The organism is Pseudoflavonifractor sp. MSJ-30, assembly GCF_018918045.1.
GTDB lineage: Bacteria > Bacillota > Clostridia > Oscillospirales > Oscillospiraceae > Faecousia.
In genome coordinates, this window is sequence record NZ_JAHLPU010000021.1 from 1 (window position 1) to 12,535 (window position 12,535).

General features: G+C 58.6%; 12 protein-coding genes. 6 read left to right on the forward strand and 6 right to left on the reverse strand.

The genetic code is table 11. The features are described from left to right. Positions 1-115: 115 nt before the first annotated feature. The 6 genes from KQI10_RS03025 to KQI10_RS03050 all read right to left on the reverse strand — a co-directional run bounded on the left by KQI10_RS03025 (position 116) and on the right by KQI10_RS03050 (position 3,698). Complete coding sequence (locus KQI10_RS03025) at positions 116-991, reverse strand: RluA family pseudouridine synthase (protein WP_216565932.1); 876 nt, start codon at positions 989-991, stop codon at positions 116-118. 73 nt (positions 992-1,064) lie between these two features. Then, positions 1,065-1,421, reverse strand: coding sequence for a 50S ribosomal protein L20 (gene rplT / locus KQI10_RS03030; RefSeq protein WP_216565933.1), 357 nt, complete (start codon positions 1,419-1,421; stop codon positions 1,065-1,067). 25 nt (positions 1,422-1,446) lie between these two features. After that, positions 1,447-1,644, reverse strand: a complete 198-nt coding sequence (gene rpmI / locus KQI10_RS03035) for a 50S ribosomal protein L35 (protein ID WP_216565934.1) — start codon at positions 1,642-1,644, stop codon at positions 1,447-1,449. Positions 1,645-1,679: 35 nt separating this feature from the next. Further along, positions 1,680-2,225 carry a translation initiation factor IF-3 gene (gene infC / locus KQI10_RS03040; protein WP_253285093.1) on the reverse strand — a complete coding sequence of 182 codons (546 nt, stop codon included), beginning with the start codon at positions 2,223-2,225 and terminating at the stop codon, positions 1,680-1,682. 202 nt (positions 2,226-2,427) lie between these two features. Then, positions 2,428-3,159 (reverse strand): aspartate kinase, encoded by a 732-nt coding sequence (locus tag KQI10_RS03045; RefSeq protein ID WP_216565935.1) that lies wholly within the window; start codon positions 3,157-3,159, stop codon positions 2,428-2,430. A 98-nt stretch (positions 3,160-3,257) separates the two neighbouring features. Then, positions 3,258-3,698 (reverse strand): ACT domain-containing protein, encoded by a 441-nt coding sequence (locus KQI10_RS03050; protein WP_216565936.1) that lies wholly within the window; start codon positions 3,696-3,698, stop codon positions 3,258-3,260. 157 nt (positions 3,699-3,855) lie between these two features. Between KQI10_RS03050 and ytvI the strand changes: the two genes are divergently transcribed. The 6 genes from ytvI (at position 3,856) to hemZ (ending at position 12,366) form a co-directional block, all read left to right on the forward strand. Then, positions 3,856-4,902 carry a sporulation integral membrane protein YtvI gene (gene ytvI, locus KQI10_RS03055; protein ID WP_216565937.1) on the forward strand — a complete coding sequence of 349 codons (1,047 nt, stop codon included), beginning with the start codon at positions 3,856-3,858 and terminating at the stop codon, positions 4,900-4,902. 390 nt (positions 4,903-5,292) lie between these two features. Then, positions 5,293-7,341: a single-stranded-DNA-specific exonuclease RecJ gene (gene recJ, locus KQI10_RS03060; RefSeq protein ID WP_216565938.1), complete on the forward strand. Its 2,049-nt coding sequence runs from the start codon at positions 5,293-5,295 to the stop codon at positions 7,339-7,341. A gap of 5 nt (positions 7,342-7,346) precedes the next feature. Then, positions 7,347-9,539, forward strand: coding sequence for a bifunctional (p)ppGpp synthetase/guanosine-3',5'-bis(diphosphate) 3'-pyrophosphohydrolase (locus KQI10_RS03065; protein ID WP_216565939.1), 2,193 nt, complete (start codon positions 7,347-7,349; stop codon positions 9,537-9,539). 314 nt (positions 9,540-9,853) lie between these two features. Beyond that, positions 9,854-10,321 (forward strand): D-aminoacyl-tRNA deacylase, encoded by a 468-nt coding sequence (gene dtd, locus KQI10_RS03070; RefSeq protein WP_216565940.1) that lies wholly within the window; start codon positions 9,854-9,856, stop codon positions 10,319-10,321. A gap of 11 nt (positions 10,322-10,332) precedes the next feature. Further along, positions 10,333-10,920, forward strand: coding sequence for an MBL fold metallo-hydrolase (locus KQI10_RS03075; RefSeq protein WP_216565941.1), 588 nt, complete (start codon positions 10,333-10,335; stop codon positions 10,918-10,920). Between the two features lie 12 nt (positions 10,921-10,932). Continuing rightward, entirely contained in the window at positions 10,933-12,366 is a 1,434-nt protein-coding gene (hemZ, locus tag KQI10_RS03080) for a coproporphyrinogen dehydrogenase HemZ (RefSeq protein WP_253285095.1), read from the forward strand. Positions 12,367-12,535: the final 169 nt, after the last annotated feature.

Here is a 12,535-nt window from a genome sequence, read left to right on the forward strand (position 1 = left end):
CGGTCAGCGCCCCCTTGAGGCTGCTTCTTATCGATTTTCTTGCAGAAGCAAGAAAACCGCCGCCGGAGGCACCCAGCCGATGGGCGGTCAGCGCCAAAAGCAACCGCTCCGCATTTCAAAGTTCCATACTCCCCAACTCCGGCAGCGTCAGCTTTGTCTCCAGCTGCAGCGGCTCGCCGGTGATCGGATGGATAAATTCCAGTCTTTTTGCCAGCAGCAGCTGGGTCTCGAAACCCTTTTCCCTGGAAAAGGCCATGGATGCTTCACTGCCGTACTGAGGATCCCCCAGGATGGGGAAGCCCATGCAGGCGCAGTGGAGCCGCAGCTGGTGGGTGCGGCCGGTGACGGGCTCCAGAGACAAGCGGCAGACCTGTGTGCCCCGCTCCAGGACATGAAAATGCGTGACGCTGGGCTTTCCGTCCGGTCGGATCTCCCGCAGAAGACTTGGCAACTCTTTCCGGGCGATGGGGGCATCGATGATGCCATCGTCCGCTTCCGGTCCACCGTAGGTCAGCGCCTCATAGGTCTTTTGGGGCTTTTGCTGCTGCAAAAGGGCATGGATGTGGGAATTCTTGGCAATCAGGACGATCCCGAAAGTGTCCCGGTCCAACCGGGTCAGTGGGTGAAAAGCGCCCTGCTGGCCTGTTTTTGCGTAGTAGCCCTGGACAAGATTGGCCAAAGTCCCGGTGATCCGGTTCCGGGAGGGGTGGATCAGCATGCCCACCGGTTTGTCCACCGCCAGGAGCCAGTCGTCCTCAAAAACCACCGTCAGACTTCCGTCCTCTGCCGGATACTCCGGCGCCTCCTCCTGCAGCAGCACCGTGATCACATCCCCGGGCCGCACCGGGTAGTCCGTGTGGCAGCTGATCCCATTGACCCGCAGGCCGTCCGCCCATTTCACTTTATTCACAAGGCCTGTGGACATTTTCAGCTCATTTTTCAGGAATGAGGATAGCCGCCCGGCCCGCCGGGCAGTCAAAGTCAGCTTCATGGCATGTCTCCCTCCAAAGAGAATTTTGAAAAGCCCCGCCGCAGAAAACGCGGCGGGGCTTTTCAAACCTGATTTAGTTCAGAGCAGCCTTAGCCTTCTCCACAACAGCGGCGAAAGCGGCATTGTCCTGGATAGCCATCTCGGACAGGCTCTTGCGGTTCATCTCGATACCGGCCTTCTTCACACCGTTCATGAAGGTGGAGTAGTTCAGGCCGTAGGGAGCGACAGCAGCGCTCAGACGGGCGATCCACATGGTACGGTAAGCGCGCTTCTTCTGCTTACGGCCTTCGAAAGCGTAGTTGCCGGACTTCATGACAGCCTGCTTGGCCATCTTGAAGTGCTTGGACTTGGAACCCCAATAGCCCTTTGCCAGCTTCAGGGTTGCATTTCTTCTCTTGCGCGTCATCATTGCGCCTTTAACTCTAGCCATATACTATAATCCTCCTGTCTAGCCCTTATTTGTACGGAATCATCTTTTTGATTGCATCCACATTGGTCACGTCGGCGTAAGTGGTGCTGCGCAGATGACGGGTACGCTTGGTGGTCTTCTTGGTGAGGATGTGGCTCTTAAAAGCGTGTGCTCTCTTGACCTTACCGGTCTTGGTCAGGTTGAATCTCTTCTTTGCACCGCTATGGGTTTTCAGCTTGGGCATAGGTAGTTCTCCTTCCGTATCTTGTGTAATTATACTTACTTGCTATTCTTGGGGGTCAGGAACATCGCCATGAAGCGGCCTTCCAGCTTGGGATTCTTCTCCATGGAAGCGACCTCGGAGCAGGCAGCAGCAAAGTCCATCAGCAGCTTCTCACCCAGGTTGGTATGGGCCATTTCCCGTCCGCGGAAGCGAACACTGACCTTCACCCGGTTGCCGTCTGCCAGGAACTTCTGCGCAGCTTTCACCTTGGTATTGAGATCGTTGGTGTCGATGCTGGGGCTCATGCGGATCTCCTTGATTTCCACGACCCGCTGGTTCTTTTTGGCTTCCTTCTCCCGCTTCTTCTGGTCGAAGCAGAACTTGGAATAGTCCATGATCTTGCACACGGGGGGCACAGCGTTGGGAGAGATCTTCACCAGATCCATACCCTGCTCTTCCGCCATGGCATTTGCCTGGGCCGCGGAAACGATACCCAGCTGGGCGCCGTCCGCACCAATGAGCCGGATCTCTTTGTCCCGGATTTCCTCGTTGAGCTGATGGTCTAACTTTGCGATGGTAAGCACCTCCAAAACAAATAACAAAAAAGCGGATGCCAAAGCATCCGCATACCCGCAAAATTCCCGAATGGGAAATAAGCTTGTATTGAACCGTTTCGCATGGCTTACGGTGAGGCGGATGTTCAGCCTTCTTGATTACCCGTAGAGTTTACCACACCTTTTCCCGCTTGTCAAGAACATTTTTTCTTTTTTCTTCCGGAATAGCATATGCTTGCCCTGGGGAGAATCATTCCATAGGTCCCACCAGCGTTCCCGGCCCGTCTTTCAGGGCGGACAGGACCTCCAGAGTGATCCCAGCGTCCCGGGCAGTCTCCACGCTGCGGTCGTGGAGCACCTGGGCGCCGTGGCCGATAAGGCGCAGCATTTCTCCATAGCCGATACGATCGTATTTCTGCGCGTCGGCATAACGCCGGGGATCCCGGTCATAAATCCCGTCTACATCCGTAAAGATCTGGCATCTGTCCGCTTTCAGCGCCGCGGCCAGAGCCGCTGCCGTGGTATCGGAGCCGCCGCGGCCCAGGGTCGTGATCCGCCCCTCCGGGCTGACGCCCTGGAAGCCCGCCACAACCGCGATCCGTTTCTTCGCCAGCTCTGCCAGAATGGGCTGTGGGTCTATTTCCAGAATGCGGGCATCCCCATGGCAGCCATCCGTGCGGATCCCCGCCTGCCAGCCTGTCATGCTGACGGCGCTGCCGCCAAGAGCGCCGATGGCCATGGCCATCAGTCCGGCGGACATCTGCTCCCCTGCCGCCAGGTAGGCGTCCATTTCCCGCTTTGCGGGCCTTGGATTGATCTGGGCGGCCCGGGCGATCATTTCATCCGTCGTCTGCCCTTGGGCAGATACCACTGCCACCACCTGGTGCCCCTGCCGGAAAAGGCTCGTCAGCCTGCCCGCCGCCCGCAGCAGCCGGCCCGCGTCCTGCAGGGAGGTCCCTCCATACTTTTGAACGATCAGCATATCATCACCTCAATAAGAGAAGCCTTCAGTGTCATGGTATGCTGTTTTCCGGCAAAAAGTGCGAAAAAGGGCCGCTCCAAAAGGAGCAGCCCGAACGTTTATCCTGCCAGCACATCCGCCTTGACGACGCCGTGGGTCTCGTTGAGGATCCGCACAAGATCTTCCAGCGATACCGTCAAATCCATGGTCTCCGCGGAGATGGTGACAACAGCAGTGCCGTTGGTGGGAACAATGGAGTTGATGGTCATGATATTGGCCTTAACATCAGCCAGGACCTGCAGGATATGGGACAACAGGCCCGGCTCATCATGGAGCAGCAGCTGGAACGTCACGATGCGGCCCGTCATCATATTCTGAAAAGGCATCACCGCGTCACGGTATTTGTAAAAGGCGCTGCGGCTGATATCGGTCATGCGGGTCGCCTCATTGACCGTGCTGGCCTCGCCTGTGGAAAGCAGCCGCTTGGTCTCCGCAACCTTCAGAAAAACCTCCGGAAGGGCGGATGCCTCCACAATATAGTACTGGGGTTTATTGGACATATGGGCCTCCTATAATAAGGTGCGCCACGTCCGGCGTACACCTGTTCTTGTATTGCCTACATTGTACCATAGATTTTGAAAAATGCAAGTCTATTCCGCACTTCTTTTCCGCTTTTTCGCGGAAGCCGGAAGACGGTCCGCAGCGCAGGAGGATATTATGGCCTATCGCATCAAAAAATTCGTCTTCTTCGGCGGCACGCTGCTGGTCCTGTGGCTGGCGGCCCGATTTTTGCTGCCGCTGTTTCTGCCATTTCTGCTGGGGACCGGACTGGCCTTTGCCTCAGAACCTGCCGTCCGGTTCCTTACCGAACGGGGGCGGCTGCCCCGGGCTCTGGCGGCAGGGGTGGGGGTCAGCGCCGCCCTGGCAGGGCTTCTGGCACTGATGACCCTGGTTCTGGGACTTCTCTTCCGGCAGCTCCGCCCGCCGGAAAGCTGGGTGCCCCAGTTGACCCAGACAGTAGAGCGGGGCATCACCCTGCTGCAGCGATGGCTCCTGAGCTTTGCCGAAGACCTGCCCCCGGGACTTCAGACTCCTTACCGGGAGAACCTAACCCAGCTTTTCTCCGGCGGCACCGCCCTGCTGGAAAAGGCCAGCGCCTTTGCATTGGGCACCGCCGGGGCGGTGATCACCGGGCTGCCGGATGCAGCTTTGTGCCTGGGCACCGGCCTGCTCTCCGCTTTTCTGATCAGCGCCCGGCTGCCCTTCCTCAAAGATTTTTTGACCCGGCATCTGCCGCCGGAGCAGCTGGAAAAATGGTGCGCCACTCTGGAGCGGCTGAAAGGGATCCTGGGCGGGTGGTTCAGCTCCCAGTGCAAGCTGTTCTGCGTCTGTCTGTTCGTGCTGACCGCCGGGTTCGCCCTGCTGCGGATCGCCAATCCCTTTTTGATTGCCGCCCTGGTGGCCCTGGTGGATGCCCTGCCGGTGCTGGGCACAGGCACGGTGCTGCTGCCCTGGAGCCTGATCTGTCTCCTCGCCGGAGACACGCCCAGGGCTCTGGGACTGCTGGGCCTCTACGCCACGGCCGCCCTGCTACGCTCCGTCCTGGAGCCAAAAATTTTAGGCAGCCAGTTGGGGCTGGATCCTCTGGCGACCCTGGTCGCCATGTACTGCGGCTACCGCCTCTGGGGCTTGGCCGGCATGCTCCTGCTGCCCATGCTCAGCGCCGCGGCGGTGCAAATGTTTTTGGAAAAGCAGGAAAATTAACCCCCACAGCGACGGTCTGCTGACTCTAAAGCTTTCCTTTTGAATCATTTAACTACAGTCTCGCCATCCTATTGGCTGGGTGCCTCCGGCAGGGAGCTTCTTGTCCTGCCAAGAAGCTCCGCAAGAATGCGGCTTAAGGAGGCGCTGCCAGAAAGCCGCCCTCCTTAAGAATTCTTCCGGCCTCAAAACCAACAGGGCTTGTACCTGCGTAGCTTACCGGGCCTGTTTTCCACACTCAATCGAACCTGTTGCAGAATAACGAGGCTGAGAATATAGCTTTTCCCTTCCAATGTTTCCGAATATTTCACAGAAATTCCACACGGCCTATTGTTTCTGGGGCAAATTTTTGCTATACTATAGAGAAAATGTTTTAATTGGATGTGTGTGGAATTGAAATACGGAATTTGGAAGTGCGCCCAGCCTCAGGCGCAGGATGTGAACGAGCTTGTGCGGGGCGGTTTTTCTCCTTTGACCGCCATGGTTCTGGCAGGACGCGGTATGGGCGACGCGGATCAGGCCAAGCGGTTTTTGAGCTGCACCCGGTCTCTGCCGGACCCCATGCTCCTGAATGATATGGACAAGGCCGTCCGGCGGGTGCGGCAGGCGTTGGAGGGTCATGAGAAGATCGCCGTCTTCGGCGACTACGACGTGGACGGCATCACCGCCACCTGTCTTCTAACGGACTTTCTGCGCAAAGCCGGCGGCAACTGCATCCATTACATTCCCGGACGGCTGGAGGAGGGCTATGGCCTGAACCCCATTGCCCTGCGGCAGCTTGCCGATGAAAAGGTAAGTCTGATCATCACCGTGGACTGCGGCATCACCGCCGTAGAGGAAGCCCTGCTCTGCAGGGAGCTGGGCATGGACCTGGTGATCACCGACCATCACGAATGCAAGGAAAGCCTCCCCCAGGCCGTGGCCGTTGTGGATCCCCACCGGCCGGACGACGGCTATCCCCATCAGAATCTTTCCGGCGTAGCCGTGGCTTTTAAACTGGCCTGCGCCCTCCGGGGCGACAGCAACGCCGTTCTGGAGGAATACGCCGATATGGTCTGCCTGGGTACCGTGGCAGATGTGATCCCCCTGGTGGACGAGAACCGGGTCTTCGTCTCCAAAGGGCTGTATTCCCTGAGCCATACCCACCGTCCCGGCCTCGCCGCCCTGATCAGCGAATGCGGCTGCGGCAAGGAGGAGATCACCGCCTCCACCATCGGCTTCATGCTGGCTCCCCGGATCAACGCCGCCGGACGTATGGGCCAGGTGGATCTGGCTGTAGATCTGTTCTTGACTCAGGATCCGGAACGGGCCCGGCAGGATGCCGGGCAGCTGTGCGATCTGAACCGGCAGCGGCAGCAGATCGAATCAGACATCTACCGGCAGGCCATCGCCATGCTGCCGGAAGGGGCACCCCCGGAGGCCATTGTTCTGGCGGACGAGAGCTGGCACCAGGGCGTGGTCGGCATTGTCGCCAGCCGTCTTTCCGAGGAGTTCGCCTGTCCTGCCTTTCTCATCTGCCTGGATGGGGATCACGGCAAGGCAAGCTCCCGCAGCCATGGAGGCTTCAATCTCTTCGCCTCCCTGCGCAGCCTGTCCCCTCTGCTGGAAAGCTACGGCGGCCACGAACTGGCGGCAGGCTTTACCATCAGCCGGGAGAATATTCCCGAGTTCCGCCGCCGGATCTGTGCCATGGCCGCGGAATTCTACGCCGACGACACCCACGTCAGTGCTCTGGATCTGGACTGCGCCATTACCCCGGAGATGCTGACCATTCCGGAAATTGAGGGGTTGCAGGCTCTGGAGCCCTGCGGCAGCGGCTGCCCCAAACCGGTGCTCATGATGGAAGGGCTGACCATCGATCGGATCCAGTGCGTCGGCGGCGGGCGGCATATGCGCCTGCGGCTCCGCCGGGGCCGGTACAGCCTGAACGCCATCTACTTTTCCGCCGACCCCGTTTCCGCCGGCATCGCCCAGGGGGACGTGGTGGATGTGGCATTTCATCCCCAGATCAATGAATTTCGGGGCGAGCGCAGCGTACAGATGAATGTGGTGGATATCCGCCCCAGCTGCGCCGCGCCCTGCCCCATGGATATTGCCCGCTACCGCGCTCTGCGTGCCGGGCTGCTGACGCCTGACCAGGCCGCCGTCCTGCTCCCCGACCGGGGGACCCTGGGCAACGTCTGGCGGTATCTGGCCGCCTGTCCTGAAAAAGAGCTGCGGGAAAGCCCCCTGTGCCTGTGCCGGAAGATCGTCCGGCGCACCGGCACGGAAATGAGCCTGGAGACCCTGCTGACCTGCCTGGACATCTTCCGGGACGTGGGGCTGCTGGAGCTGAAGCGGGTCCACCTGACCCTATCCATCCGTCTGACTCCCGGCACCCAGAAGGCGGATCTTAACCAAAGTCAAACCATGCAGGCCCTCCTGCGTGCGAAAGAGAGCTGACATATATGGAAACCTTTGAAGAACACTATGCCTCCATGATGGACACCATCCGCAAGCGGATGCCCGACGCGGACTTTGCCCTCATCGACAAGGCTGTTGACTATGCCAATAAAAAGCACGCCGCCCAGAAGCGGAAGGACGGCTCCCCCTACATCATCCATCCTCTGGCAGTAGCTCAGATCGTCACTGAAATGGGTCTGGACATGGACGCCATTCTGGGCGCCCTGCTCCACGACTGTATCGAGGACACCGACGCCTCTCACGAGGACATTGAAAAGCTTTTTGGCTCCACCGTTGCCGAGCTGGTGGAGGGCGTTACCAAGCTGACACGGGCGGACTTTTCCTCCCGGGAGCAGGCCCAGATGGAAAACCTGCGGAAGATGTTCATGGCCATGAGCAAGGACATCCGGGTGGTGCTCATCAAAATCGCCGACCGGCTCCACAACATCCGCACTATGCAGTACCAGACCCCGGAGAAGCAGATCGCCAAATGCCAGGAGACCATGGACATCTACGCGCCCCTGGCCCACCGCCTCGGCATGCAGAAGGTCAAGTGGGAACTGGAAGATACTTCCCTCAAATATCTGGCTCCCAAAGAATATAATGAGATCACAGCCTACCTGCAGGAGCACAAGGAGCAGGACGAGAGCTTCATGCGCACCATTCAGGACAAGATTACCCAGCGTCTGACCGCCATGGGCATTCACAACACCACCTACGGCCGCATCAAGCACGTTTACTCCATCTATCGGAAAATGCAGGCCCAGGGCAAACGGATGGACGAGCTGTATGATATCTATGCCTTCCGGGTCATTGTGGACTCCATTCCGGACTGCTACAACGTTCTGGGACACATCCATGACCTCTTTAACCTGATCCCCGGCCGGTTCAAGGACTATATCTCCACACCTAAGCCCAATATGTACCAGAGCCTGCACACCACCGTCATCGGCTCCCAGGGCATTCCCTTCGAGGTCCAGATCCGCACCTGGGAAATGCACGAAACCGCCGAATACGGCATTGCCGCCCACTGGAAGTACAAGCAGGGCACCGGCTCTGGCACGGAAAAGGACTTTGAGTGGGTCCGCCGCCTGCTGGAAAGCCAGCAGGACTCCGATGCGGAGGAATACGTCCAGTCTCTGAAAATCGATATGTTCGACGATGAGGTCTTCGTCTTCACGCCCAAAGGCCGCATCGTCTCCCTGCCCTCCGGCTCCACACCCATTGACTTTGCCTATGCCATCCATTCCGGCGTCGGCAACGCCATGGTGGGGGCCAAGGTCAATAACCGCATTGCCAATATTGACACAAAGCTGAAAAACGGTGACATTGTAGAAGTTATTACCTCCAAGGCCGCCAAAGGTCCCAGCCGGGACTGGCTGAACATCTGCCAGAGCAATCAGGCCCGGACCAAGATCAAGCAGTGGTTCAAGAAAGAAAAGCGGGACGAGAATATCGTCCACGGCAAGGCCTCCTTTGAATCGGAAATGAAGCGCTCCGGATTGCCCATGCCGGCGCTGACCGATCCGGAGCTGGAGTCTCAGTTGCTGCGCAAGCTGGCTTTTGACAACTGGGACGATATGTATGCCGCCATCGGCTACGGTGGTCTCACCGCCGTAAAGGCCGTAGGCCGGATTCGGGACGACATCAACCGGGCCATAAAGGCCCAGACCGCCGAAAAGCTGCCCCAGTCGCCCCTGCGGGTGAATCCCGACAGCGAGGCCGTAAAACAGAACCGCCACGCAGTGAACGGCGTCATCGTGGAGGACATTGATTCCTGCATGATCAAGTTCGCCAAATGCTGCACCCCCGTACCGGGGGATGCCATCGTAGGCTTTATTACCAAGGGTTTCGGTGTCTCTGTTCACCGGGCAGACTGCCCCAACGCCCAGAACCGGGAAGACCCCAAGCAGGCGGGCCGCTGGGTCCGGGTCCGCTGGGCCAACGTGGAGGAGCAACCCTTTGAGACCACTCTGGAGCTGGACTGCATCACCCGGGACGGTCTGGTGCTGGACGTAGCCCAGGCGCTGACCACTGCCCGGGTGCGGGTCAAGGAGCTCTCCGGCCGGGATCTCTCCAATGGCCGCAGCGCCATCACCATCCGCTTTGAGGTCAAAAACACCGCCGAGCTGAACGCCATTCGCAGCAAACTGCTGAACATCCGGGACGTCACCGGCTCCAAGCGGGGACAAAACTAGGGCAATTGACAGTTGGCAATGGACAATTGACAATTGCGGGTGCGGACTTTGAGCGGCTGCGTCATTGCGCAGGCTCTCTGATTTTTACCTGTAGCGGCGGATTTCTACTCAGCCCGAAAGGTACGTTATCTTCACAGCAGGAATCTTCCGCTTTTCTTGTATGGAATCGGCCTTTCCATATTGGAAAGCCTCGGGCCGATGTGTGCATCGGCTCCTGCGAAAGTTTATATATTTTAACTTAACCGTCTCGAAGGGACACAATAATTGTCAATTGTCAACTGTCAATTGTCAATTCTATAAGGGAGGGCCGCGCCATGCGTGCTGTTTTAACGCGAGTGAAATACGCTTCCGTTGCCATTGACGGGGAAACCGTTGGAAAAATCGGGCCCGGTTTTCTGATCCTGCTGGGCGTCGGCCCGGAGGATACGGAGGAAACCGCCCGGGTTCTGGCGGAAAAGGCCCTTGGGCTGCGGATTTTTGAGGATGAGAACGGAAAAATGAATTTAGGGCTGGAAGCCATCCACGGTGAGGTGCTGGTTGTCAGCCAGTTCACCCTTTACGGCAACTGCCGCAAGGGCCGCCGCCCCAGCTTTGCCGAGGCCGCGCCCCCGGACCTGGGAAACAGGCTCTATGAGCAGTTCCTTTCCGAATGTGAGCGGCTCGGATATCCTCCCCAGCACGGCCGCTTTGGGGCGGACATGAAGGTAGAATCCCTGAATGACGGCCCCGTGACACTGATTCTGGACACTGACCAGCTGATGAACACCCCCAGAAGGGGCTAAAGGAGACAACCATGTTAAAAATCCACGTTCTCCCCCTGGGAGACTACCAGACCAATTGCTACATCGTCCACGAAGAAAACCGCAATGCGTGTTTTCTCATCGATCCCGGCTATGAACCGGCGATTATTGACGCCTATCTGGAGGAAAAGGGCCTGACCCCCGAAGCCATAGCCCTGACGCACTGCCATTTTGATCATGTAGGAGCCGTAAAGGACCTGGTTGCCCAGTACGACTGCAAGGTTTACCTCTGCCGAAAGGATCTGGCAATGCCTCCCATGCTGACCAACGGCCCTCTCTACTATACGGACACCTACGCCGATGGGGATACCATGACTCTGGCCGGTATCCCCGTGCGGGTAATGGAAACCCCGGGCCACACACCCGGTTCCGTATGCCTGATTGCCGGGGACACCATGTTTTCCGGAGACACTCTGTTCGCCGGTTCCTGCGGCCGGACGGATCTGCCCTGCGGCGACGCCCGGGAAATGCGGGACTCTCTGCGGAAGCTGGCAAAGCTGGAGGAGAATTACCGTGTCTGCCCCGGCCACGGCCCCAGCTCCACACTGGACCGGGAAAAGAAAACCAATCCCTATTTGTAAAAGGAAGAATCCATGATCCATCTGACTTTATCCGGTCATGATGACCGTTACGCCGTGGAGCAGCTCCTGCTCTCTCTCTTTCCGGAGGGTGCGGAGCCGGAGGCGGTTTCCTCTCTGCACCGGGGACAAACCTGGCTCACCGCCAGTGGGAAAATCACCTGGAACGGCCGCACCGCCAGCGCTTCCCGGCGCATCCGGATCGGTGACGAGACCGTTCGGCTGCGGCGCAGAGCCTTGCAGCAGAGTATGTATCTGGCCGCCATCCGGCTGCTGCCCCGGGCGCCTGCCTGGGGCGCTCTGGCAGGCGTCCGGCCTACCAAGCTGACCACAAAGCATCTTTTGGAAGGCGGCACCCCGGCCAGCGCCGAAAAAATGCTGAAAAAGACCTATTATGTAACGCCTCAGCGGGCAAAATTAACGGTAGACTGTTCCGTCTCCACGGTAGAGGCCGTCCGGAAGACGGAACCGAATGACCTGTCCGTCTATGTCGGCATTCCTTTCTGCCCCACCCGCTGCGCCTATTGCAGCTTCGTCAGCCGCAGCGTTGGCAAGAAGACCGAACTGCTGGAGCCCTATCTGGATGCGCTTTTACAGGAAATTGCCCTGACCGGCCAGCTGCTAAAACAGTCCGGACGGCATATCCGCAGCCTGTACATGGGCGGCGGCACCCCCACCACTCTGTCTGCCCCCCAGATGGCACGGCTTTTGGATGCCATCCGGGAGCACTTTGACCTGAGCCGCTGTCTGGAATTCACCGTTGAGGGCGGACGTCCGGACACCTTGGACGAAGAGAAGCTCCACACCATCTTTGGCCATGGGGCAGACCGCATGAGCATCAATCCCCAGACTATGGAGGACACGGTCCTTCGAGCCTCCGGGCGGCCCCACAAGGCCGCGGATGTGCTGCGGGCCTACGGGGAAGCGGTTTCCGCGGGCTTCCGGGACATCAACATGGACCTGATCGCGGGTCTGCCCACAGATACCGCAGAGGGCTTCCGCCGCAGTCTGGACACCGTGGCTTTCCTCTCTCCCTCCAACATCACCGTCCACACTTTGGCACTGAAAAAGGGGGCTGACCTCTTCGAAAAGCGGGAAAACCTGCCTTCCGCGGAGGAAGTGACAGAAATGGTTGCCTATGCGGAAAAAACGCTCCGCGCCCTGGGCTACAAGCCCTACTACCTCTATCGTCAAAAATACATGTCCGGCTCCTTTGAAAATGTAGGCTGGAGCCGGGATGGCCGGGACTGTCTGTACAACATCTACATGATGGAGGAAACCCACACGATTCTCTCCCTGGGCGGCGGCAGCATGACAAAGGTCAATCTCACTGACGGACACCTGACCCGCTTCCACAACCCCAAATTCCCGGAACAGTACATTGCGCAGCTGGATTCTGTTTTGAAGCAGAAGGAAGAGATCTTCCAGCTGCTGGATGGTGTGAAGTGACCTTTACCCGCGCTTTTGTAACGATAGACCTGTTCTCCCATTGGCCGGGTCCCTCCGGGGGCTTCTTTCTTGTCCCGCCAAGAAAGAAGGAAAGAATGCGGCTTAAGGGAGGCGCTGCCAGAAAGCCGCCCTCCCTTAAGAATCCTTTCCGGCCTCAGAACCAACAGGG